Here is a 24763-nt window from a genome sequence, read left to right on the forward strand (position 1 = left end):
CTCACCCTAGCCCTCTCCCACAGAGAGAGGGCACTCAGGGTCTTACTGACCCTGAGGAATATCGCTCGCATCCTGATGCAAATCATCGGCCGCAGCCTGTACTGGCTGCGGCGCCGTCGCCATGATGGCGTTCCAGGTGGCCTTCAACTCTTTCATGTCATATTCCGGCTCACCTTTCGGCTGCAACAGAATCAACGCCATATCCTGCGACAGCTGCTGACGTAGATCCTGATTCAGCATTTCAACGGTCAGGCCGTTCAGGAAATCCTGACGCAGCTTCTGATACTGCTCCGGCGCAATGTCCACGACCTGATTCTGCAAGGAACGAATGCGCTGGCTGATTAAGATATCGGTATCGGCGCGGGCATAGGTGGCGAACAGTTTCTGCAATTCGAGGGATTTCTGCGCGACCAGCGCGTTAAACTCCTCTTCAGACAGGCCCTCTTTGCGCACTTTAGCCAGCTCTTTTGCCACCACGCCGAGATTCGCGTTCAGCTTATCGCTGGGCGATTCCACGTTAATGGCGCACTGCGCGCGCTGGAACAGCACGCGGCAGTCAAAGCCCAGGCCAATGTCTTTCACGTTGTTCTTGCTGAGCGTCTGCTGAACGTGCCAGAACAGCGCTTCACGCGCGAGATCCGCACGCCAGTAACGCAACAGCGCAGAAGACTCGCGAATCGGCTGCCAGGCGGTATCCCACATCATTGAAAGACGATCCTGACGCACGGTATCCGTCATGATGCTGACCGTCTCAGGTCGCAGCGGAGAAAGCGTAGGAACCGGGGCTGGCGTTTCACGCTTCCCTTTCAGATCGCCAAAGGCTTTGTTGATTTGCTCTATCACCGCACGGCTGTCCACGTTGCCCACCACAATGAGGGTCATGGCGTCCGGGGTGTACCACTGCTGATAGAAAGATTTCACCTGCTGTGCGTCAACCGGCTGTTTCAGCGGCTCTGCCGGGTCATGACCAAGCAGCGTTGACCCTTTCAGGCGGTAGCGCCACCAGCCTTCTTTGGTATCCGTCGGCCAGGTCGCCACCATGTCGCTGTTGCTCAACGCATAGTTTACGGTCTCCGGCGTAATCGCCAGTTTGCCGGTCGCATCGGAAAGATAGGTAAGCGCTTCTTTAAGCAGATCGTTACGGTTGTTGGGCAGGCTCAGGTTAAACATGGTGTAGTCATAGGAGACCACAGCCGGGGGAAGCGGGCGTTTTGGATCGATGGCCTGTTGCCATAAAGAACGCACCTGAACCGCCTGCAAACTGCCGCTCTGGGTGAGCGCCAGTCGAGGAATAAAATGGCTTAAGCCGGTCTGCTGGGTGCTTTCTGTGAGGGAGCCGGTATTCACAGCCAGACGAATTTCAATGCGATCGCTCGGACGTTGCGGAGTGGATAATACCTGCCACTGGAAACCGTTCGCCAGTGTTCCCTGTTGCCAGGCCGGGTCTGGCTGGAGCGCATCTGCCTGCACATAACTGGCTGCTGCCATCATCAGCAAACCGCCGGTTAAGAGTCGAATTTTTGTGCCCTGCATGTGAACCCCTGATCAACATTCCTGGTTAAAGAGAGTGTCTCGCGACGTGAGCACTCAAAGATGACGATGAAAACCTTCCGATTAGACAGCGTGTTCGGCTAAACGTCACGGGCGGAAGTGAAATATACCTCAAAAAAATCTTGTCGAATTATGACAGGTATGAGCGGTTATTATGCGCAGGTGCCCGCATCCCCACAAGGGAATACGGGCATTTATGAGGGATTAAGAGGATAAACCGGGGGTTTTGTCCTCAGATGGGCGGTTATTCAGCGTATCGTTGAGTTTCTTGTGGTCCAGCTCTTTCACCCACTTCGCTACAACGACCGTCGCCACGCCATTGCCGATCAGGTTGGTTAACGCGCGGGCTTCAGACATAAAGCGGTCGATACCGAGGATCAGGGCCAGGCCCGCCACCGGCAGATGACCAACCGCTGAAATGGTCGCCGCCAGCACGATAAATCCGCTGCCCGTGACGCCCGCCGCCCCTTTTGAGGAGAGCAGGAGCACCACCAGCAGCGTAATCTGATGGAAGATATCCATATGGCTGTTGGTGGCCTGGGCAATAAAGACCGCCGCCATTGTCAGGTATATCGAGGTGCCGTCGAGGTTAAAGGAGTAGCCCGTCGGAATAACGAGCCCCACCACGGACTTACGGCAGCCCAGCTTTTCCATTTTATCGAGCATGCGCGGCAGCGCGGATTCAGAAGAGGACGTGCCGAGCACGATCAGCAGCTCTTCGCGGATGTAACGAATAAATTTGAAGATGCTGAAGCCGGTCGCACGGGCGATGGAGCCGAGCACCACCACCACAAACAGAATACAGGTGATGTAGAAGCAGATAATCAGCTGGCCGAGCTGTACCAGCGTGCCGACGCCGTATTTACCGATGGTAAACGCCATCGCGCCGAAGGCACCAATCGGGGCCAGACGCATGATCATGTTGATGATGCCGAAGATAACCTGCGAGAAGCTTTCAATGACGTTGAAAATCAGCTGGCCTTTGCTGCCCAGACGGTGCAGGGCAAAGCCAAACAGCACGGCAAACAGCAGCACCTGAAGGATGTTACCGCTGGCGAACGCGCCAATTACGCTGCTCGGGATCACGTCCAGCAGGAAGGCCACAATCCCCTGATCTTTCGCCTGTTCAGCGTAAACCGCCACCGCTTTCGCATCCAGCGTGGCCGGGTCAACGTTCATGCCCGCGCCAGGCTGCACCACGTTGACGATAATCAGGCCGATAATCAGCGCGATGGTACTGACAATCTCAAAGTACAGCAGGGCAACCGCCCCCGTACGGCCGACCGCCTTCATGCTTTCCATGCCGGCGATACCGGTCACCACGGTACAGAAGATGACCGGCGCGATGATCATTTTGATGAGCTTAACGAACGCGTCGCCAAGCGGCTTCATTTGCGCGCCCAGTTCCGGGTAGTAGTGACCGAGCAGAATACCGATGGCGATGGCTGTCAGGACCTGGAAATAAAGACTTTTGAAGAGTGAGGTTTTCATAGGGTGTCCCTGGGAAGAAAAACTACAGGCTTTGTAAGGTTATGGTTAACCTGCGGCTTTAAAATAACACCCACATAACAGGACAGAAATAAACGAGGTTCAAATTTGAAACACAAATGTTAAGAACTTTGAGCTGGCTCGCACAAGCCAGCAACAAAATTACACTTTTGCGTTATTGCCAGCAGCGGCGAGATAGCGTTGCTCAAAAATATCCGACGGCACGGCACGATCAAAAAGGAAGCCCTGACCGCTCTCCACGCCCGCCGCAGCCAGCCACTCGCGCTGGGCGTCGTTTTCAATTCCCTCGGCAATCACGTGCAGATTCAGGCTGTGCGCCATCTGAATAATCGCCTGTACCATACTGCAATCCTCCGGCAGCCCCTCAACAAAGGTTTTGTCGATTTTAAGGACGTCCACCGGCAGGGTTTTCATGTGATGGAGCTGGCGCAGGCCGGAATACCCCATGCCAAAATCGTCCAGCGCAATGCGGACCCCGGCGTTACGCAGCGGTTTCAGAATGGCGACAGCGTCGTCAGGATTGTCGATACAACGGCTCTCGGTGACTTCCAGTATCAGCGTGTCGGGCTGGATGCGGTAGCGATGGATCAGCGCGAGCGTCTCCGGCACCATGGTCGGGTGCATCAGCTGTAGCGCTGAGAGATTCACCGACAGCGGCAGCGTAATGCCCCGCTGCTGCCAGGCCGCAAGCTGGCGGCACGACTCTTCCAGCACCCAGTACCCCACGGTGACCATCAGGCCGCAGGACTCAATACGTTCGATCATCCCCTCAGGCAGCTCCCACGTGCCGTCCGGCTGCTGCATGCGCAGCAACGTTTCGGCGCTGGTCACTTCACCCGTGCGCAAATTCACCTGCGGCTGTAGCCAGAGCGCAAACTGTCGATTGTCCATCGCCGTCAGAATGTCGCTCTCTTCCGTCAGGCGCTGCTGGGCTTTTTCCATCTGCTCCGGGTCAAAGAACTGGATCTGGTTTTTCCCTTTCCGGCGTGCGGTGAACGCTGCCGAGAAAGCACGTCGGTAAAGCTGCTCGGCGGTCAGGCCACCGTAGTACATCGCAATCCCGATGCTCGCGCTCGGACGAAGCTGGATACCCTGAATGGGCAGCCGTTCATTAATGACAGTGAGCACTTGCTGACCTAGCGTAATGGCCTGCCACGGCTCTTTTACGCCGTGCGCGATCACCACCAGGTCATAGCCGCTGACCTGGGTGAGCACCATGCGCGGCGCCAGAACAGATTTCACCTTTTCCACCAGCGTCAGGAGCAGCATCTCGCGCTGGCTCTCTTTCAGCACGCCCGTCGTGTCCTGCAAGGTTTCGCAGGCGATCACCATCAGCGCGGTGGGCTGCTGGCGGGCGACGGTCTGCTCCAGCAGGGCCATTAAAAACGCTTTGTTAGGCAGATCGGAAACCGGAAAACGGGTGGCATTGTTACTGAGCTCTTCCTGCTGACGCAGGACACGCTGCTGGTTGATATTGTAACTCCGGACCAGCATGCCGATTTCATCGTCGTGATGCAGGCGCGGCAACGGTAACTGATGCCCCATGTGCTCCTGCGGAGAGAGGTCGTTCAGCTCCCGCGCGATGCGGCGCAACGGATGCACTATTAACCGGTTGATGCACCACGTCAGCGCCACGCTCAACATTAAGGTCAAGAGTAAGTAAGTGGTTACCAACGTAGCAACCCAGCTCATGACGAATTTATACATGCGGTACGAGTCCGCCTGTAACACCAGGTAAGCCAGCGGCTGTGGGTTAGCCGGTCTTTCCAGGGAATAGAGAGGCAGCGAAATCTGCACCGGCAGTTCAAACAGGCGTATCACCATCATCGGGACGGGACGCTCCGGGATAAAGCTCATCCGCAGCGCCTGAAACTGGTTGGGCAGTACGACATCGGCCCGGCTCACGATACCGGCAGGCTGGATGCGCTTCAGAATGGATTCTGCCTCGGGGATATCCCCTTTCAGGATCGAGGCCGACAGAGGTTCCCGCACCGAGCGGGCAATACTTTCCAGTTGCGAAGCCGTGTTATAGCGGTTCTGCTGTACGGAATGAAACAGCAAAATGACGCAGAAGATGAAGACAAACAGCATTGTGACGGCAGACACCATCGCCATCTGTTTGATCGTTAAGGAACGGCTGACACGCAAAATGACTCTCCACAAAACTCGAAGCGCAGGGCGCACCAGGGTGTAAACCTGGTGCGCCCGAGTATACCCGATAGCTGCACTTTTAAGAGAGACTTACAATTAGATTAAGCAAAAATCCGATCACCAGTCTGCATAAGGCACCAGCGGTTCCGGCGGTAAGTCCATATCACCCTGCCAGCCTGCGGCAGAATACCGAACATAGAGCAGCGCATGACTCGGGGTATAGTCTTTCGCTTCCTGAATATCAACGCCCAGACCGACAAACCAGTTGGACGTCACGCGGCGTTCAACAATCGCCCTTGCGGTATAACCCGTCCCTGACGAGCTGCTTCCGGTTTCCATCACACCTTTATCGGTATAACGGCCTGGCTCATTGTCCGGGATCAGCCCCTGCAACGGATAACGCATCACATCTTTTGTTTTTGAATGGGACCAGGAGACGGAGCCACCCAGCTCCCATGACCAGTTCTCCGTGCGTTTACGCCAGTTCACCGGTAAAGCGAACGACACATACTCCTGCGGGCTGTAGTAACCGCCCTGGCCCAGCGAATAACCGCTTAAATCCTTATCGTAATGCCAGAGCATATTGGACACGCCGACCGTCAGGCGCTCGTTGTTCTGATTGATAAGCTTGTAGTAATAGCCGGTCATCCAGCGGACGCGCCAGTTATCTTCGACATTTTTCCCGCTGAGGCTGTCGGCACTCAGGCTTGACCAGATACCGTTAGCTTCGCCTTTGTCGTAGCTCACGCTCACGCCGCCACCGGTGGCACGCACGCCGCCCCAGGTGGTGTCGGTATTGGGATCTTTTTGCCCGGCGAAGGCCAGCACGGAGCTGGAAATCGGACGGCGATGGGCGTTCAGGGTGTAGCCAATCGGCCCTAAGTCGTTGCTGTAGCTCAGGCTGCCCACCACATCGACCACGTCGAAGCCCATCGGCGTTGTACCGATGTCCCACGCCCAGGTCTGGTTCTGCCAGCCGACGGCCACGCTGGCGCCGTTGGCCGACTGATTCGTGCTGCCGCGACATGGCGTTTCGGCGCAGGTGCCCCACGTTGGATCGTAAGTGCCATTGTCCGTATCAAAGGAACCGGCGTTCATATTGACCAGATCGCTACGGAAGAACATGCGACCATCCGACAGCGGCGCATCAACCTGGAGCATGGTGGTGTGGGCTTTCAGGTCGGAATAGCCCCCCGTGCCGCTGGAGCCCCAGTAGTCGTGTTGCAGCGTGACGTTAAGATCCTGCTGACGATAAAGATCGCCTGCATCGCTGCGTACGCCGCGCTTCAGCCAGTCATCTTTCTCATCGTTACGCGTAAGACGCGTAAAGCTGTCGTTATCGGTCGGACGGGTCGTCGTGATGCCCGATAAGACCATCGCATCTTTCCAGGTTTCCAGCGCCTGCTGAGGCTGGCCGTTTTGCGCCTGGAAACGGGCGGCATCACGCATCACCAGCGCGCTTTCCATAGAAGGCGGCTGCGATTTTGCCTGAGGAACAATGGCGTTGAAGGTCTTTTCTGCCGCGGCAGGATCACCCAGACCGGCCTGCGCCATGGCGATCCGGCGCTGCATATTGAGGGAGAGCGGTTCGCCGTTTTGTGCCGCGGGCAGTTTCGCCAGCTCAGCGCGAGCGGCGTCCCTGTTGCCCTGAGCAAGATTGACTTCGGTCAGGCCGAGAATCGCGTCTTCGTTCTGCGGTTCCCGTTGCAGGACGGTGTTGTAGGCGGTTTTCGCGGCCTCATGATCGCCACGCTGTTCAGCCCAGTCCGCCAGCGTTAAGTCGATACGGGTGGACGAGGGCTGCTGGCGAAGCAGCGCTTCCGCCTCCTGCTCTTTTCCACCGTCGCGCAGGCGGTTGGCGTTTTCCAGCACCTGGTTACTTTGCAGGCGGCTCGCCAGCTCCTGAATGTTGCTGTTCCACCTGTCGCGCGGCAGCGTGTTCAGATGCGCCAGCGCGGCGCGGTCCCGATCGTTGCCGGACAGGTACAGCCCGCTGGCGTAAACCTGCTCCGGATCGCCCGGTTTCTGGCTTGCCAGCTGACGCATCAGGTTATCCGCCTGGCTGCGCTGACCCGCGCTATACAGATCGCGCGACAGCCGGTAGGTGATCCACACGTCGCCCGGGGAAAGCGCAAGGCGTCGGCGCTGAATTTCTGCGGCCTGGGCATATTTCCCCTCGCTTTCCAGCCGTTCGGCCTGGGCTGACAGCTGCTCGTTCGTCAGGCTACGTTCAATATCATCAATGCTGCGGCGCTGGCTGGCAGAGAGCGACTGAATAAACTGCGTCGCCTTCTCCGGAGATTGTGCGCGATAAATATTGGCAAGACCGCGCACCGCGTTGGTGTTGCCGCTGTCCATACGTAACGCCTGGCGGTAATAGCGTTCGGCCGCGTCGTTATCTTTACGCGCCGCCGCCGCATCACCCAGCCCCAGCACCGCGTAGCTGTCGGTATTATCGACGCTGCGCGCCTGCTGGTAATAGCGTTCCGCCTGGGCCGTATTGTTGGCTTTCAGGGCGTTATCCCCCTGCTGGATCAGCAGCCAGTATCGGTTGACCTTCAGCAGGCTGTCCCATTTGCCCCGGTTATCGCTCTGCGGATCGAGGGCGATCGCCTTTTCAAACTGCGCCACCGCGCGGGCGCGATCGCCTTTCTGGGAATAGGCCTGCCCCAGCGCGCCTACGGCTTCGCTGTCGGCGTGGTTGGCGCTGACCGCTTTCTGCAACTCCGTCACCGCTTTGTTGCCCTGCCCGGCTTCCACCGCGGCTAACCCTTCGGCTTTGGCGCGAAACGCCGGATCGGCGAGCTGTTTTTGCTGCGCTTCAAGCTGCGCGCGCGCCGCCGTCACGTTATCGCCATCGCTGAACACGCTCAGGTACTGTTGCAGCGCGGTGACGCTGGTGCTGCTGGCCGGCAGATCTTTGATCTGCTGGTACCACATATCCGACGCCTGACTGCGGCCCTTGTTCGATTTGGCCATCTCCTGCAACACCGCAAACCCTTCTTCACGGCGCCCGCTCTCGAACAGAAGCTGGGCCAGCGAGGCCTGTAGCGGGGCGTTGCCCGGGCTGGTGGCGTTAAGGTTTTTAAGCTGGCCTATGGCTGAGTTCCGGCGGGCGGGATCTTTTGCCACCACGTTCCAGTACTCCGTCGCGATGTCGCCCGAGGGCGGATTACCGTCAAACAGTTTGTCATACGCGGCAATGGCTTCCTGCGTATGGCCGGTAGTGGCAAGCAGGCGAGCCTGCTGGAGGGCCTGGCGACCGTCCGGCGTGGAGAGCAGCATGGTCGTACGGGAGGACTGGTACGCGCTGGAATCGGGTGCCATTCCTTTCAGGCGATCCAGCTCTTTTTGCGCGCCCGCCGTATCGCCCTGTCGTAACAGATAGCGGAAGCGTGCGGCAATCACGTCCGGGTTGTCGGGGTCGATCAGCTCAAGGCGGTAGAGCGACTGACGCACCAAATCCTCACGCTGCGTGGATTCGCCCAGACGAACCTGTTCCAGCAGCTGTCTCTGCTGCGGGGAGTTGGCGGCCTGGGCCAGGGGCATTAGCGCCAGGCCAAGCGATAACGTGAGGAGATTTAGTGTGAACGTGCGCATTCCTGGCCCCAATCCGGTAGTAATTCACCTTGCGCGGTGAAGCGAAAACGATGCTGATCCCACCCTTGTCCAAAGAGGGTCAGAACGTAGCTGTAATAAGCATTATTATCGGGAAAACGATCGGCGACGCGCTGACGTTGCACCGCCTGCGCGTCCCGGTTTTGTAAAAACGGAAGCAGGGAGGCAGAGAACCCAACCGGCCCATCTCCGGTACGTTTCCCGGTCACTACATCCACTTTTTCCGGCGGCAAGCCTTGTTTGGTTGTGGTGGTCGCCATGGGCTTGAAACGCGCCAGTAGCCGGGCTTTCTGTGGATCGCTATCGTTCATCATTCCTACCCAGAGATAGACGCGAATCGCATCGTAGCTGCCGATAAGGGACGCATCCTGCTTCAGCTGCCAGCCGCCCTTCTTCTGATATTTCACCCAGTTCGGGGAAAATCCTTTAGGCGCGGTCTCCAGCAGCAGACGCAGGTTGGTTTCTCGGAGCGTCGTCCACGGTGCACCAAAACGGGTAAAATAGCTCGCAAGCTGCGGCGGCAGGTAGCTGGGGTTGAAGCGCCAGGCACTCTCTTCGGCAAAACCGACTTTACCCGGCAGCAACATAGAGCCCAGACCCGGCACCTTCACCACTTCCTCGGTGGCAATGCGCGTCAACAGCGCCTTACCCGTGCGCGTATAATCGGGATTTTTCCATAGCCGCCCGGCTTCCAGCAGCGACCAGGCAATCCAGATATCGGCATCCGACGCCGAGTTCGAGTCGATAACGGCCCAGGTTTCGTCGTCCTTTTTCCCCCACAGCCAGGCTGGGAGATGCTGGGCTAAATCCCCCTCGGCAAGGTTATCGCGCGTCCATGCCAGCAGCAGATCGAACGCCTTACGATCGTTTGCCGCCAGCGCAAAGAACAGCCCATAGCTTTGCCCTTCCGAGGTGGTGATCTTGCGCGCGTCGCTGGGATCGATAACGCGCCCACCTTCGCTCATATAATCCTGCTTGAACGTCTCCCAAGCGGGCCAGCGGCAGGCGGCATGAAGATTCGCCGCCGCCAGCATCAACGCTGCGACTACACACCCACGAAAGATTTTCATCACCGCTTACTCATGGTCCGGATTAAGACGACGACGGCTAATGATTCGCAGCAGACGCCACAGCACCCAGGCCAGTAAGACGACGCTGAGCGCAGCCAGCACGGCCAGCAGCACCGGGTGGTTAGACAGGGCGTACCACAGGCGCTCGAACCACGGCAGATGGCCCACATAGTAGACATCCCCCACGCGCAGGCTGTTGACCCCCGACTCACGAATAACCGAGACGGAACCGTACATTGCCGCCCGTTTACCGCTGTCGTTCATGGCCGTATTGAGCAACTCATAGCCGCGCGGGCTGTCCGCCAGCAGGGCGATAACGCTGCGCTGGTCGTTATACGGCGACTGGAAGCCGACAATCGCGGCCATCGGACCCGTTGAGCTTACGGTCGTCCTGATATTGGCCTGACGATCGCCGCTGTCCGGCATGATGCTCGGGAACTCGGTCTGACGCAGCGGCGTGTTGACCCATGACTGCGCCGCCTGCACCAGCAGATCGACGCGCTTCTCGTCTTTCAGCTTGTCCGGGATGTTGCCGATGACCATGATATCGGCATCTTTGTTCTGGATCTGGCTACCGTCGTTCGTCACCGTCACGTTGACCGCCGGCAGGCCGGTTTGCGCCCCGATGGTGCCCATGGTATCCAGCAGCGTGGCAACCTGACCTTCGTTGGCCGCTTTTGGCATCACGACAATTGATTCAGAGAGATCTGCCATGCGGCTGAACGGGAAGCTGGCATTTGCAAACGCACGCAGGTCCGGCATCGCGATAAAGTGGTAATATTTCGAAAAGTCGATCGTGGAATCGTCACCAATCACCACGTGGTTTTGCACCGGCTGGAAGGTAATACAGTTTTCCACCGTTCCACCCGGCATCGGGTTCATATACTGGAAGTTAAACCGCAGCTGGTTCACCGCACCCAGCTTCAGCGCCGGGATCGACACATCGGTTTTACCGTCCAGCAGCCCCTGCAATACTGGCAGACGAAGCATCAGCCGGTTTGTCTCCTGGCTGCTGGTCAGGCTGAATGATTGCAGGAACTGGTTGTTGAGGCTGATATCCATGCGCGAGCTGTCTTTGGTTGCCGGCGCGGTGTAACGGTAGTTCAGGTTGATATCAATCCCGTTGGTGCGCAGCAGATACAGATCCGGCGGCAGGTTCAGCGACAGGCTGACGGGAGAAGGCTCCAGCCCGGTGGACTGCAATTGCTCTTCATAGGTTTTCAGCTCACCGAAGGTGATCGCGCGGTCGGTGCGCACCCAGTTTGGGGCATCATAAGGCTTACGCGCCAGCAGCGGTTTCACTTCATCCACCACGACGCTGTTGCCGCGGAACAGGATATTCCCCTGCGCAATGCCCTTCGCCGCCTGCACCAGATCTTTTTCATCACGCCCGAAGACCACCAGCAGCTTCACGTACGGGTTGTCCGGATGGGTGATCATCTCGATGGTGGGCGCTTTCACGGCCGGATGGTCACGCAGGAATGACGGACGTTTGGCGTTGGTGGCAAACACGATCGCGTTTTTATCCGGCATTTTGTCGTACATGACCGGGAAACTCTGACCGCGCCAGCCGGAGCGGGAACCAAACCAGGATGCCACGATGGAGGCCGCCAGCTGCTCAGTCACATCCGGAGAGCCCGCAAACACCATCGGCAGGTTCAGAGGACGGTTATCGCGCGGGTCGAAGAACGGCACCGGGAAGGCCGAGAGATCGTTTTTCAGCGCCAGTGGCTGATACGTCATCTGTAGCGAGGAGTTGCGGCCCACATCCAGCCACAGGGTGCTGCTGGCCGGGTTTTCACAGACATCGCGGTAGTGGCCGACAAATTCCAGACGTACGCGGTTAAAGTCGGTGATAAACAGCGGGTTAATCGGCACCTGGGCCAGGGTTTTCTTACCCAACTGCTCTTTGGTGACTGGCAGGACGTCCATCAGCTCATCATTCAGATAGACCTTAAGCTGGGACTGCACCGGCAGCAGCGACGGCGATGGCGTGTATTCCAGGTTGAGCATCGCTTTCGACACGACTTCATCGCTGCGCATACCGAATTCGATACCGCCATTTGGGTTGATGCCGCGCAGGACCATGCTGCCCGGAGGAGGCGCGATCTGGGCGAACGTCAGCTTAACGTCACGCGACGGCGTATTTTCCGCAACCACGGGTGCGTTGGCCCCGGGCACGCCGGGCATGACCTGCCCCACCACCGGATTACCGGCAGGCAGCGTATTCCCCGTCGTCGGCTGATTTGGGACGACGTTTTCCGTCTGCCCCGGCGCCGCCGTCACAACCGGATCGGTCGCTTGCGCGACGACAGGCACCGTTGGAGCGGGCGTGGCCGCTGCGTTATCAGGCGCCGCGTTAGCCACTGTTGCAGGGAGCACACTCATCCCCATTGCCACTGCACATAACCAGGAAAGTTTTGTTTTCATCGCGTTATCATCATTGTTGAGCCATAACCGGGTCCGCCTGCTTCGCTTCATCTCGCTCAGGCCGACGCGGAATGAACGACACGACCCAGGAAACCAGCGAAGTAAGTGACCGGAAAATTAATTTCACCGACGACGGGGCAAATTCTGCAAGGTGACGATAGCCACGGAACCCCAGCTTAAGAATATCCAGCAGGCTTTCCAGAGGCTTATCCTCAGGGAAGCTGTCCTGCCAGAGAGCCCACGTATCCGCGCGGGCAAACGTACACTGCACAAAATCAATGTGTTGCTTTTTGGTCAGTGGCATCAGTTGCAGACCCACCTCATTTCCTCTCACGCGTACAACCTGCGTCGGGAAGACATACTCCTGCTGGCCGCGCTTAAGCAGTAAGTTAACCTTCTGCCCCTCCAGCACCTTAGCCTGACCGTTGATCTTGATACCCAGACCGCCATCCGAGAAGTCATGTACGGTACAGGAGAAGAGATGGCCATCGTCGCGGGCAATGGCCGCGGGCATGCTGATTTCGACGCGGTGCGCGCGGCGGACCTGTTTACTCTCCACCGATACCGCCACCGCGCCACCGAGGATAATCAGGTTATAAAACACCCACGCCATACTCACGAAGACCGTCAGGACTTCGTTTTCCGGGCCGTAGAAGTAGCGCCAGATCCCAACAATGACGCCCACAATATTCAGCAGCACCAGGAAAATATAGGGCCGGGAGATCACCCAGTCGACATACTCCTCTTCCACCAGCCCGCCCTTCGCGGTGACGTTAAATTTCCCTTTATGCGGGTTAATCAGCGCCACCATGGTTGGCGGCGCGATGTACCAGGCCAGCACCGTTTCGTAAATTTCGCTCCAGAAGGAGTGGCGATATTTCCCCTGAATCTTCGAGTTCGTCAGGCTGGCGTGGATCATGTGCGGCAGCACGAACAGGGCAATCATCAGCGCGGGAGCGTAGATGATGTAAGCGTGAAGGAGCAGGAACGCCAGCGGCGCGGTGAGGAAGATAAGCCGTGGAATACCCGACAGGAAGTGGAACATGGCGTTGACGTAGCACAGGCGCTGCGCCAGCTTCAGCCCTTTGCCCATCAGCGGGTTATCGAGACGGAAGATTTGCACCATGCCGCGTGCCCAGCGAATACGCTGGCCGATGTGTGCCGACAGGGATTCCGTTGCCAGCCCCGCCGCCTGGGGAATGCGCATATAGGCCGAGGTATAGCCAAGGCGGTGCAGACGCAGGGAGGTGTGAGCATCTTCCGTGACCGTTTCCACGGCGATGCCGCCAATTTCATCCAGCGGCTTGCGGCGGATAACCGCGCAGGAGCCGCAGAAGAACGTGGCGTCCCACATGTCGTTCCCGTCTTGCACCAGGCCATAGAACAGCGTGCCCTCGTTCGGGGTTTTGCGGAAACGACCGAGGTTACGTTCAAACGGATCCGGCGAGAAGAAGTGGTGCGGCGTCTGCATCATCGCCAGCTCTTTCTCCTTCAGGAACCAGCCCATCGTCATTTGCAGGAACGAGCGCGTTGGCACGTGGTCGCAGTCAAAAATAGAGACGAACTCCCCTTTGGCATATTTCAGCGCATTGTTGATGTTACCGGCCTTCGCGTGTTCGTGAGTGGTACGGGCGATGTACTCTACCCCCACTTCGTCTGCGAACTGGCGGAACTCGGCGCGGCCACCGTCATCGAGGATCCAGATTTTGATTTTGTCCTTCGGCCAGTCGATACCCAGCGCGGCGTAGATGGTGTTTTTCACCACCGACAGATCTTCGTTGTAGGTCGGCACGAAGAGGTCCACCGTTGGCCACTGGGTCGTGTCTTTTGGCAGCGGCACAGGCTGACGATTCAACGGCCAGATAACCTGGAAGTAACCCAGCACCAGCACGATCCAGGCGTAGGTTTCCGCAAACAGCAGCACTAGCCCGCACACCAGGCTGACCGGATCGTCCCAGTTCAGCGTTGAGGTATAACGCCACCAGATGTAGCGGCAGGAAACGGTCAGCGACAGCACAATCAGCATCAGGGCGGAAAAACGCCCTGGAATGCGCCGCACCAGTAGCGCCACGCCCCACAGCAGGATCAGGAAGGTAAACTGCGCCAGCGGGTTGAACGGCTGGGTAATACAGACCAGCGCCAGAATGAGCGAGAACGCCACCACCACGCCGAGAATAAAACGCCGCAAGCCCGGGTGGAGGTGCCCGAGCTCTTTGTGGTTATCTAAATGTCCCGTTCTGTCGCCAACCCGGTCGGGTAGCCGGTCAAGCCACTGGTGATAGCGTTCACGCAGGTTCTGCACGCGATCGAAGCTGCGCCAGCGGGACGTTTTTTTCTCCGCGCCCGTTGAGGTCGCCAGCAGCCAGATGGACTGAATAGCGTAGCGCGCGGGATCGAGCGGACGCGGCTTGTCAGGGTTGATATGCGGATAGAGTTCACCGTGGCGCGCACGAATACGTTGCCAGCGCGGATGTTCAAGGGGGAGAAACATCCACGCCAGAACCATCCAGAAACAGCCCAGCGCAGCGCTCAGCGATGAAGCGCCGTGATGACGGTAATGGCGATAGCGTTCACTTAAGCGCGAACTGACCGGCGGGATAAGCAGCCAGCTGGTCAGGCGACTCATGCCGTACTCCCGGCAGACTCAGGCCTTTTCGCAAAGTGCAGCAGACACCAGTTGGCCAGCGTCAGGATCTCTTCCGCCGCCAGTGAATCGCTACGGTACTCCCCAAGAGGTTGTTTCGACGCGAGGCACTCCGCCATCGCTTCGTCACGATGGATCACCATCGGCAACAGGCGGCGCTGACTCTGTAGCCAGACCTGGTACAGATCGTCCTGGATCTGGCTGCCAATGCGCAGATCGTTGATCAGAATATGGGCATTGGCAGGCAACGCCTGCTGATGCAGACGGATATGGCAATTCGCATCTACGTTCGCGATGGAGAGCACATGGTCACACTGCGCCAGCAGCTGGCGGGTCAGCGACGCGGCGCCGTGCGGCAGGTCCAGAAGGATCCACCGATAGTGCCCTTTCTCTTTCAGGCTCTGCAACGCGGTGGTGAAGCGAGAGAACAGGCGCTGAAACGCGGCTTCATTCCCGCGTTCGGTTTCCGTCAGCTGACCAAAAGGAAGCAAATCGAGCTGGGAGGTATAGCGCAAACCCGCATCCCGCCAGTCTTTATCGTCCAGAAGCGCGCGCCCCCAGCCGTTTGAATACGTAAAGTCGACATTGAATGACATGCGCAGCAAATTATCGGAGCAGGCATCAATAACCAGTACCGATTCACCTAAAACCTGCAATGACCACGCCAGCGCCGCGGTTACGGAAGTTGTACCTACCCCACCACGGACGCCCTGTAATCCTAGTACGGCCATCAATGGCTTCCTTATTGTTGTTGGGCAAACTCAGCTAATAACGGCCAACGTTTAATAGCCGCAGCCAACTGTTCCCGCTGGGAAATATCGGTGTAATCTATTTCAGGCAACGAAAAAGCCTGCGTGAGTGCCAGAAAATCGTTTTGGAATGTGTAACCCAGGCTTGAGTCGACTGGCGTTGCGGGTTCGTTATTTTGCATTCTTATTTCATCCCTTTGAGTAAAATCATAAGATTCAGATGCAGCGAGGCGTCCTGCCCACGAAATTCATTTACATGCTAAATCTGATGTTCTTTAATTTCAATGTTAGGTTTATTTCTACGCTTTCGCTAGTAAACTGAGAGGCATAGAAATTCGACGAAAAGAGGGACACCGTGGACTCCATATTTTCTATTGGCATCCAGTCATTATGGGACGAATTGCGCCACATGCCAGTCGGAGGAGTCTGGTGGGTTAATACGGATCGTAATGCTGATGCCATCAGTCTGGTAAACCAGACGATAGCGGCGCAGGGTAAGGATTCCCGCGTTGCCGTCATTACGATGGGCGATGAGCCAAAGTCAATCATCAGGCTCGAAACTGACCGTGGACCCCAGACAGTACGATTATTTTCCATGTCAGCAGAGGCCGACAGTTTATACTTTTTACCCCGCGATATTCAGTGCTCTATTGTTCCTGAACACTATTTACTGATTCTTAAATGTTCTCAAAACGGTCTACAAAATATTCCGTCAGAAAAATTGCTGAAATGGCTGGAAAGAATCAACAGATGGGCGAAAAATCAAAATTGCACCTTATTGGTGGTTAACCCAGGCAGTAATAACGACAAGCTTTTTTCACTTTTAATGAGTGAATACCGCTCCCTCTATGGCCTGGCCAGTATTCGTGTCCAGACTGACAGCCATCTGTACGACGTGGCATTCTGGTGCAATGAAAAAGGGGTGAGCTCCCGACAGCAGCTTACCCTCAAACATGTCGGGGATGAGTGGCATCTTGCTCAACAGGAAGAGACGGTGGTTCAGCCACGCAGTGATGAAAAACGCGTTCTGAGTCATATTGCGGTACTGGAAGGCGCGCCTGCTCTTTCTGAACACTGGTCACTGTTCGAAACCAATGAAGCCTTATTTGATGAAGCGCGCACCACGCAGGCGGCGACCATTATCTTCTCGTTGATTCAGAATAACCAAATCGAAACGCTGGCAAGGCATATTCACACGCTACGTCGACAGCGCGGCAGCGCGTTAAAAATCGTGGTACGTGAAAATAATACCAGCCTGCGCGCCACCGATGAGCGCCTGTTACTGGGCTGTGGCGCTAATATGGTCATCCCCTGGAATGCGCCCCTCTCGCGCTGTCTGACGCTGATCGAAAGCCTCCAGGGCCAGCAGTTTAACCGCCACGTTCCGGAAGATATCAGCACCCTGCTTTCCATGACGCAGCCGATGAAGCTGCGCGGCTACCAGAAGTGGGACACCTTCTGCGACGCGGTGGGCAACATGATAAGCAATACGCTGTTACCGGCAGACGGAAAAGGGGTGATGGTTGCCCTGCGTCCCGTGCCGGGCATTCGTGTTGAGCAGGCGCTTACCTTGTGCCGCCCTAACCGTACAGGGGATATCATGACCATTGGCGATAATCGTCTGGTGCTGTTCCTCTCCTTCTGCCGGGTGAACGATCTGGATACCGCGCTGAACCATATCTTCCCGCTGCCTACCGGAGATATTTTCTCGAACCGCATGGTCTGGTTCGAAGATAACCTGATTGCTGCTGAGCTTGTCCAGATGCGTACCCTGGCACCCGAAAAGTGGGCCAAACCGTTGCCTGTAACAAGCGGTGCCGTACCGGTTCTCAACGCGAAGCATGACGGGCATGTCTGGCGTCGGGTACCTGAGCCGCTACGTTTACTGGATGAGAACAAGGAGAGCGCGCCATTATGAATATCAGCGATATCATTCAACTGGTTGTTCTGTGTGCGCTAATTTTTTTGCCGCTGGGCTACTATGCGCGACATTCCCTGCGCCGTATTCGCGATACGGTCAGATTACTGTTCGTCAAACCTCGCTATGTTAAACCTGCCGGAACACTGACTCGCGCTCCGAACGTCAAGGCTAACCGAAAACATGACTAATTCTACCTATACCTCTTCGGCGCCATCGCCACTCTGGCAATACTGGCGCGGCCTGTCCGGCTGGAATTTCTACTTTCTGGTGAAGTTTGGTCTGCTGTGGGCAGGCTACCTTAATTTCCACCCTCTGCTTAACCTGGTGTTTATGGCATTCCTGCTGATGCCAATCCCGAACCTCAGGCTGCACCGTATACGTCACTGGGTCGCTATCCCCATCGGTTTCGCCCTGTTCTGGCATGATACCTGGCTGCCTGGCCCCGAAAGCATCATGAGCCAGGGCTCCCAGGTCGCAGGTTTCAGTGCGGACTATATGCTCGATCTGGTTGAGCGCTTTATTAACTGGCAGATGATTGGCGCGGTATTTGTCCTGCTGGTCGCCTGGCTGTTCCTGTCTCAGTGGATCCGCGTGACGGTGTTTGTCGTCGCGATTATGGTCTGGCTAAACGTCCTGACGCTGACGGGCCCGAGCTTCTCGCTGTGGCCAGCCGGTCAGCCGACAACAACCGTGACCACCACGGGCGGTTCCGCCGCCGCTACCGTCGCGACAGCAGGGGATAAGCCTGTGGTAGGGGATATTCCCGCGCAGACCGCACCGCCGACATCCGCTAACCTGAACGCGTGGCTCTCCAGTTTTTACGCTGCGGAAGATAAGCGCCAGACGAAATTCCCGGATGCGCTGCCTGCCGACGCTCAGCCGTTTGAACTGCTGGTGATTAACATCTGTTCTCTGTCCTGGGCGGATGTCGATGCGGCCGGGTTGATGTCGCATCCGCTGTGGTCGCATTTCGATATACAGTTTAAAGACTTCAACTCCGCCACCTCCTACAGCGGCCCGGCGGCTATCCGCCTGCTGCGCGCGAGCTGTGGGCAGCCTTCGCATAAGAATCTCTACCAGCCCGCAGCTAACCAGTGCTATCTGTTCGATAACCTGGCAAAACTCGGCTTTACGCAGCACCTGATGATGGGCCACAACGGCCAGTTCGGTAACTTCCTGAAGGAAGTGCGTGAACAGGGGGGAATGCAGGCTCCACTGATGGACCAGAAAGGGCTGCCGGTGACGTTACTGGGCTTCGATGGTTCGCCGGTGTATGACGATACCGCCGTGCTTCAGCGCTGGTTCGACACCGTTGGCAAAGAAGAAGGGACGCGAAGCGCGACGTTCTATAACACGCTGCCGCTGCACGACGGGAATCACTATCCTGGCGTAAGCAAAACGGCCGATTATAAAGCCCGTGCCCAGAAGTTCTTTGACGAGCTGGATGCGTTCTTTACCGAGCTGGAAAAATCAGGGCGTAAAGTGATGGTGGTGGTGGTACCGGAACATGGTGGAGCGCTGAAAGGCGACAGGATGCAGGTGTCTGGCCTGCGTGATATCCCAAGCCCGTCCATCACTAACGTTCCGGCCGGGATTAAGTTCTTTGGCATGAAGGCGCCGCGTCAGGGTGCGCCTGTTGAGATCACCCAGCCAAGCAGCTATCTGGCCATCTCGGAACTGGTTGCTCGCGCAGTAGACGGTAAGCTGTTTGTGGAGGATAGCGTGAACTGGGATCAGCTCACCAGCGGGCTGCCGCAGACGGCAGAGGTATCGGAAAACGCTAACGCGGTGGTGATCCAGTATCAGAACAAGCCTTATGTCCGACTGAATGCCGGGGATTGGGTGCCGTATCCGCAGTGATAGCCGCTACACCCTCTCCCCTGTGGGGAGAGGGTTACTCTGCACTTCGTAACGAAATTTCACCGCCCACCCAGGGCTTAATCACGCCATCCTGCTCAAGAAGCAACGCGCCCTGAGCGTCAATGCCGCGTGAAGTGCCGTAAATCTCTTTATCTCCAATCAGCAGCTTCACCGGTCGGTTAATAAAGTTATCGAGCTTTTCCCAGCGGGAGAGGAATGGCGCTAACCCCTCCTGTTCAAAGAGCGTCAGCGAACTTCGTAACTCATTGATCATCCGGACGGCAAGCGTATTGCGATCGATGGCGATCCCCGCTTCCTGGAGGTTGGTCCAGGCCTGGTTCACCACATCATTTTGCACGTTTCGCATCACCATGTTCAGCCCGGCTCCAATGACGATCTGCGCGGCATCGCCCGTTTTTCCCGTCAGTTCAACCAGGATACCCGCCAGTTTACGATCGTTGAGATAGAGATCGTTCGGCCATTTCACCCGAACGTTATCCGCGCCCAGATCGTGCAGCACCTCTGCCATCACAATACCGATGACCAGGCTCAGCCCGATGGCCGCAGCCGGCCCCTGCTCAAGCCGCCAGTACATTGAGAGATAGAGGTTGGCGCCGAATGGCGAGAACCACTTGCGGCCTCGACGGCCACGTCCTGCCTGTTGATACTCGGCAACGCAGGCATCGCCGGATGTCAGCTCACTCAGGCGGTCCAGCAGATACTGGTTCGTCGAATCAATGACCGGCAATACCGCAACGTTGCCGTGCCCAATCTGGCTGCGAATGGTCTCTTCATTCAGTAACTGGATCGGTTCCGGCAGGCTATAACCTTTACCAGGCACCGTAAACACATCCACGCCCCAGTCGCGGAGCGTTTGTATATGCTTGTTGATAGCAGCGCGGCTCATGCCCAGCTGTTCGCCCAGCTGCTCGCCAGAATGAAACTCGCCATCTGCCAGAATGCCGATGAGAGTTAACGGAATCGTATTGTCCTTCACGCAATGGTCTCCACGGCATTCACTTCGCCCGTTCGGCCTATAAAGCGAACTTCAGGCTCCAGCCAGACGTTAAATTTTTCGCCCACGCGCTGGCGAACATGGTGCGCCAGGTTGACGACATCTTCACTCGTCGCGCTGGACTGGTTAATCAGTACCAGTGCCTGCTGACGGTGAACAGCAGCGCCACCAATAGTTGTACCTTTTAAATCACATTGATCGATAAGCCAGCCTGCGGCCAGCTTCACGCTGCCATCCGCCTGAGGATAATGCGGAGCCGTTGGCCAGCCGGCGAGAAATGCTTTGGCGTTTTCGCTGCCGATCACCGGGTTTTTGAAGAAACTGCCCGCATTTCCGTTCACTTTCGGGTCCGGAAGCTTGGTCATTCGCATATGGCAAACGGAATCAAATACCTCACGCGGTGTGACGGTAGCCGGATCGAGGCGGGTCAGATCGCCGTAAGTCAGCACCGGTTTCCAGGCCTTTGCCAGACGCAGACCAACGGCCACAATGACGAACCGATCCTGATACTCGTGCTTGAAAATGCTGTCGCGATAGCCAAAGCGGCACTGCTCTGCGGTTAAGCGCTGCGCATTACCCGTGGCCAGCTCAATGCAGTCGACGTATTCGCAGACGTGTTTCAGTTCGATGCCGTAGGCACCGATGTTTTGAATAGGAGACGATCCTGCGCAGCCCGGGATCAGGGCCAGGTTTTCCAGCCCGGGCATCCCTTTTTCAAGGGTATATTGCACCAGACGGTGCCAGTTTTCGCCAGCACCCACGCGTAAATGCCAGCTGTCAGCGCGCTCTTCAACGTCAATTCCCATGATGCGGTTGACGATCACCGTTCCCGCAAAATCATCGAGAAACAGGACATTACTTCCTTCGCCCAGAATCAGTACGGGTTCACCGTTTTCTGTTGCGCTCTGCCACGCGTTCAGCAGCTGCTGAGCATTTTCGGCACGTACAATTTGATTAGCATTTCGTTGAATACCAAAGGTATTCCAGGGCTTAAGGGAGTGGTTCATAGACGCTATCCTGATGCAAAAACCGGGGTAGTTTACCGTATATACGCAGGGATAGGTGATTAGTTTATGGAAATGAAGGATCTGCAAAAACGCAAAAAGGCCATCCTTCCGGATGGCCTCTTCACTTGTTTGATGCCTGGCAGTTCCCTACTCTCACATGGGGAGACCCCACACTACCATCGGCGCTACGGCGTTTCACTTCTGAGTTCGGCATGGGGTCAGGTGGGACCGCCGCGCTAAAGCCGCCAGGCAAATTCTGTTATCTGTATCAGGCTGAAAATCTCTCTCTTCGCCAAAACATCTTCGGCGTTGTAAGGTTAAGCCTCACGGTTCATTAGTATCGGTTAGCTCAACGCATCGCTGCGCTTACACACCCGACCTATCAACGTCGTCGTCTTCAACGTTCCTTCAGGAGACTTAAAGTCTCAGGGAGAACTCATCTCGGGGCAAGTTTCGTGCTTAGATGCTTTCAGCACTTATCTCTTCCGCATTTAGCTACCGGGCAGTGCCATTGGCATGACAACCCGAACACCAGTGATGCGTCCACTCCGGTCCTCTCGTACTAGGAGCAGCCCCCCTCAATTCTCCAGCGCCCACGGCAGATAGGGACCGAACTGTCTCACGACGTTCTAAACCCAGCTCGCGTACCACTTTAAATGGCGAACAGCCATACCCTTGGGACCTACTTCAGCCCCAGGATGTGATGAGCCGACATCGAGGTGCCAAACACCGCCGTCGATATGAACTCTTGGGCGGTATCAGCCTGTTATCCCCGGAGTACCTTTTATCCGTTGAGCGATGGCCCTTCCATTCAGAACCACCGGATCACTATGACCTGCTTTCGCACCTGCTCGCGCCGTCACGCTCGCAGTCAAGCTGGCTTATGCCATTGCACTAACCTCCTGATGTCCGACCAGGATTAGCCAACCTTCGTGCTCCTCCGTTACTCTTTGGGAGGAGACCGCCCCAGTCAAACTACCCACCAGACACTGTCCGCAACCCGGATTACGGGTCTACGTTAGAACACCAGCCATTAAAGGGTGGTATTTCAAGGGCGGCTCCACGCAGACTGGCGTCCACGCTTCAAAGCCTCCCACCTATCCTACACATCAAGGACCAGTGTTCAGTGTCAAGCTATAGTAAAGGTTCACGGGGTCTTTCCGTCTTGCCGCGGGTACACTGCATCTTCACAGCGAGTTCAATTTCACTGAGTCTCGGGTGGAGACAGCCTGGCCATCATTACGCCATTCGTGCAGGTCGGAACTTACCCGACAAGGAATTTCGCTACCTTAGGACCGTTATAGTTACGGCCGCCGTTTACCGGGGCTTCGATCAAGAGCTTCGCGTTACCGCTAACCCCATCAATTAACCTTCCGGCACCGGGCAGGCGTCACACCGTATACGTCCACTTTCGTGTTTGCACAGTGCTGTGTTTTTAATAAACAGTTGCAGCCAGCTGGTATCTTCGACTGATTTCAGCTCCGTCCGCAGGGACTTCACCTACATATCAGCGTGCCTTCTCCCGAAGTTACGGCACCATTTTGCCTAGTTCCTTCACCCGAGTTCTCTCAAGCGCCTTGGTATTCTCTACCTGACCACCTGTGTCGGTTTGGGGTACGATTTCGTGTTACCTGATGCTTAGAGGCTTTTCCTGGAAGCAGGGCATTTATCACTTCAGCACCGTAGTGCCTCGTCATCACACCTCAGCGTTAAAAGGTACCGGATTTACCTGGAACCTCCGCCTACATGCTTAAACCGGGACAACCGTCGCCCGGCTGACATAGCCTTCTCCGTCCCCCCTTCGCAGTAACACCAAGTACAGGAATATTAACCTGTTTCCCATCGACTACGCCTTTCGGCCTCGCCTTAGGGGTCGACTCACCCTGCCCCGATTAACGTTGGACAGGAACCCTTGGTCTTCCGGCGAGCGGGCTTTTCACCCGCTTTATCGTTACTTATGTCAGCATTCGCACTTCTGATACCTCCAGCATGCCTCACAGCACACCTTCAACGGCTTACAGAACGCTCCCCTACCCAACAACACATAGTGTCGCTGCCGCAGCTTCGGTGCATGGTTTAGCCCCGTTACATCTTCCGCGCAGGCCGACTCGACCAGTGAGCTATTACGCTTTCTTTAAATGATGGCTGCTTCTAAGCCAACATCCTGGCTGTCTGTGCCTTCCCACATCGTTTCCCACTTAACCATGACTTTGGGACCTTAGCTGGCGGTCTGGGTTGTTTCCCTCTTCACGACGGACGTTAGCACCCGCCGTGTGTCTCCCGTGATAACATTCTTCGGTATTCGTAGTTTGCATCGGGTTGGTAAGCCGGGATGGCCCCCTAGCCGAAACAGTGCTCTACCCCCGAAGATGAGTTCACGAGGCGCTACCTAAATAGCTTTCGGGGAGAACCAGCTATCTCCCGGTTTGATTGGCCTTTCACCCCCAGCCACAGGTCATCCGCTAATTTTTCAACATTAGTCGGTTCGGTCCTCCAGTTAGTGTTACCCAACCTTCAACCTGCCCATGGCTAGATCACCGGGTTTCGGGTCTATACCCTGCAACTTAACGCCCAGTTAAGACTCGGTTTCCCTTCGGCTCCCCTATACGGTTAACCTTGCTACAGAATATAAGTCGCTGACCCATTATACAAAAGGTACGCAGTCACCCCATAAAAGAGGCTCCCACTGCTTGTACGTACACGGTTTCAGGTTCTTTTTCACTCCCCTCGCCGGGGTTCTTTTCGCCTTTCCCTCACGGTACTGGTTCACTATCGGTCAGTCAGGAGTATTTAGCCTTGGAGGATGGTCCCCCCATATTCAGACAGGATACCACGTGTCCCGCCCTACTCTTCGAGTTCACAACCTGTGCATTTTCGTGTACGGGACTATCACCCTGTACCGTCGGACTTTCCAGACCGTTCCACTAACACACAAGCTGATTCAGACTCCGGGCTGCTCCCCGTTCGCTCGCCGCTACTGGGGGAATCTCGGTTGATTTCTTTTCCTCGGGGTACTTAGATGTTTCAGTTCCCCCGGTTCGCCTCGTTAACCTATGTATTCAGTTAACGATAGTGCAACGGATTGCACTGGGTTTCCCCATTCGGACATCGCCGGGTCAAAGGTTCATATCACCTCGCCGGCGCTTTTCGCAGATTAGCACGTCCTTCATCGCCTCTGACTGCCAGGGCATCCACCGTGTACGCTTAGTCGCTTAACCTCACAACCCGAAGATGTTTC

At 56.5% G+C, this 24763-nt stretch carries 14 protein-coding genes and 2 rRNA genes; 3 read left to right on the forward strand and 13 right to left on the reverse strand.

The features are described from left to right. Positions 1 to 42 precede the first annotated feature (42 nt). The 9 genes from INF58_RS00820 to bcsR all read right to left on the reverse strand — a co-directional run bounded on the left by INF58_RS00820 (position 43) and on the right by bcsR (position 15904). Positions 43 to 1533 (reverse strand): pitrilysin family protein, encoded by a 1491-nt coding sequence (locus INF58_RS00820; RefSeq protein ID WP_063450024.1) that lies wholly within the window; start codon positions 1531 to 1533, stop codon positions 43 to 45. A gap of 222 nt (positions 1534 to 1755) precedes the next feature. Beyond that, positions 1756 to 3042, reverse strand: a complete 1287-nt coding sequence (dctA, locus tag INF58_RS00825) for a C4-dicarboxylate transporter DctC (protein WP_063450025.1) — start codon at positions 3040 to 3042, stop codon at positions 1756 to 1758. Between the two features lie 159 nt (positions 3043 to 3201). Continuing rightward, entirely contained in the window at positions 3202 to 5208 is a 2007-nt protein-coding gene (hmsP, locus tag INF58_RS00830; RefSeq protein ID WP_193526804.1) for a biofilm formation regulator HmsP, read from the reverse strand. Positions 5209 to 5328: 120 nt separating this feature from the next. Then, positions 5329 to 8811, reverse strand: coding sequence for a cellulose synthase complex outer membrane protein BcsC (gene bcsC, locus INF58_RS00835; protein WP_193526805.1), 3483 nt, complete (start codon positions 8809 to 8811; stop codon positions 5329 to 5331). Next, positions 8793 to 9899 (reverse strand): cellulose synthase complex periplasmic endoglucanase BcsZ, encoded by a 1107-nt coding sequence (gene bcsZ / locus INF58_RS00840; protein ID WP_193526806.1) that lies wholly within the window; start codon positions 9897 to 9899, stop codon positions 8793 to 8795. Before bcsZ ends, bcsC begins: the two co-directional genes overlap by 19 nt. A gap of 6 nt (positions 9900 to 9905) precedes the next feature. Then, on the reverse strand, positions 9906 to 12329 hold the full coding sequence (bcsB, locus tag INF58_RS00845) for a cellulose biosynthesis cyclic di-GMP-binding regulatory protein BcsB (RefSeq protein WP_193526807.1): 2424 nt from the start codon (positions 12327 to 12329) through the stop codon (positions 9906 to 9908). Positions 12330 to 12339: 10 nt separating this feature from the next. Continuing rightward, positions 12340 to 14955 (reverse strand): UDP-forming cellulose synthase catalytic subunit, encoded by a 2616-nt coding sequence (gene bcsA, locus INF58_RS00850; protein WP_193034066.1) that lies wholly within the window; start codon positions 14953 to 14955, stop codon positions 12340 to 12342. Continuing rightward, positions 14952 to 15704, reverse strand: a complete 753-nt coding sequence (bcsQ, locus tag INF58_RS00855; RefSeq protein ID WP_063450031.1) for a cellulose biosynthesis protein BcsQ — start codon at positions 15702 to 15704, stop codon at positions 14952 to 14954. The genes bcsA and bcsQ overlap by 4 nt, the downstream gene beginning before the upstream one ends. Positions 15705 to 15715: 11 nt before the next feature. Next, positions 15716 to 15904: a cellulose biosynthesis protein BcsR gene (gene bcsR / locus INF58_RS00860; protein WP_003861175.1), complete on the reverse strand. Its 189-nt coding sequence runs from the start codon at positions 15902 to 15904 to the stop codon at positions 15716 to 15718. A gap of 173 nt (positions 15905 to 16077) precedes the next feature. On the opposite strand from bcsR, the gene bcsE reads away from it, so the two are divergent. Genes bcsE through bcsG form a run of 3 tightly spaced genes read left to right on the forward strand, consistent with a single transcriptional unit; the run spans position 16078 to position 19503 of the window. Next, complete coding sequence (gene bcsE / locus INF58_RS00865; RefSeq protein ID WP_063450032.1) at positions 16078 to 17640, forward strand: cellulose biosynthesis c-di-GMP-binding protein BcsE; 1563 nt, start codon at positions 16078 to 16080, stop codon at positions 17638 to 17640. Beyond that, positions 17637 to 17831, forward strand: coding sequence for a cellulose biosynthesis protein BcsF (bcsF, locus tag INF58_RS00870; protein WP_193526808.1), 195 nt, complete (start codon positions 17637 to 17639; stop codon positions 17829 to 17831). Before bcsE ends, bcsF begins: the two co-directional genes overlap by 4 nt. Continuing rightward, complete coding sequence (bcsG, locus tag INF58_RS00875; RefSeq protein WP_193526809.1) at positions 17824 to 19503, forward strand: cellulose biosynthesis protein BcsG; 1680 nt, start codon at positions 17824 to 17826, stop codon at positions 19501 to 19503. The genes bcsF and bcsG overlap by 8 nt, the downstream gene beginning before the upstream one ends. A 34-nt stretch (positions 19504 to 19537) precedes the next feature. Here bcsG and birA read toward each other — a convergent pair whose 3' ends face one another. The 4 genes from birA to INF58_RS00895 all read right to left on the reverse strand — a co-directional run bounded on the left by birA (position 19538) and on the right by INF58_RS00895 (position 24743). Continuing rightward, entirely contained in the window at positions 19538 to 20500 is a 963-nt protein-coding gene (gene birA, locus INF58_RS00880) for a bifunctional biotin--[acetyl-CoA-carboxylase] ligase/biotin operon repressor BirA (RefSeq protein WP_112793112.1), read from the reverse strand. Continuing rightward, positions 20497 to 21525, reverse strand: a complete 1029-nt coding sequence (gene murB, locus INF58_RS00885) for a UDP-N-acetylmuramate dehydrogenase (protein WP_193526810.1) — start codon at positions 21523 to 21525, stop codon at positions 20497 to 20499. Before murB ends, birA begins: the two co-directional genes overlap by 4 nt. Positions 21526 to 21659: 134 nt before the next feature. Then, positions 21660 to 21775 (reverse strand): 5S ribosomal RNA (gene rrf, locus INF58_RS00890). 63 nt (positions 21776 to 21838) lie between these two features. Further along, positions 21839 to 24743: ribosomal RNA gene (locus tag INF58_RS00895) — 23S ribosomal RNA — on the reverse strand. Positions 24744 to 24763: the final 20 nt, after the last annotated feature.

Source organism: Enterobacter cloacae complex sp. P24RS, from assembly GCF_014982165.1.
In the GTDB taxonomy this organism is placed as follows: domain Bacteria; phylum Pseudomonadota; class Gammaproteobacteria; order Enterobacterales; family Enterobacteriaceae; genus Enterobacter; species Enterobacter quasihormaechei.

Coding starts and splice junctions, on each gene's coding strand:
- INF58_RS00820 (WP_063450024.1), bottom strand. CDS start 1,533: ATGCAGGGCACAAAAATTCGACTCTTAACCGGCGGTTTGCTGATGATG.
- dctA (WP_063450025.1), bottom strand. CDS start 3,042: ATGAAAACCTCACTCTTCAAAAGTCTTTATTTCCAGGTCCTGACAGCC.
- bcsC (WP_193526805.1), bottom strand. CDS start 8,811: ATGCGCACGTTCACACTAAATCTCCTCACGTTATCGCTTGGCCTGGCG.
- bcsZ (WP_193526806.1), bottom strand. CDS start 9,899: ATGAAAATCTTTCGTGGGTGTGTAGTCGCAGCGTTGATGCTGGCGGCG.
- bcsB (WP_193526807.1), bottom strand. CDS start 12,329: ATGAAAACAAAACTTTCCTGGTTATGTGCAGTGGCAATGGGGATGAGT.
- bcsA (WP_193034066.1), bottom strand. CDS start 14,955: ATGAGTCGCCTGACCAGCTGGCTGCTTATCCCGCCGGTCAGTTCGCGC.
- bcsQ (WP_063450031.1), bottom strand. CDS start 15,704: ATGGCCGTACTAGGATTACAGGGCGTCCGTGGTGGGGTAGGTACAACT.
- bcsR (WP_003861175.1), bottom strand. CDS start 15,904: ATGCAAAATAACGAACCCGCAACGCCAGTCGACTCAAGCCTGGGTTAC.
- bcsF (WP_193526808.1), top strand. CDS start 17,637: ATGAATATCAGCGATATCATTCAACTGGTTGTTCTGTGTGCGCTAATT.
- bcsG (WP_193526809.1), top strand. CDS start 17,824: ATGACTAATTCTACCTATACCTCTTCGGCGCCATCGCCACTCTGGCAA.
- murB (WP_193526810.1), bottom strand. CDS start 21,525: ATGAACCACTCCCTTAAGCCCTGGAATACCTTTGGTATTCAACGAAAT.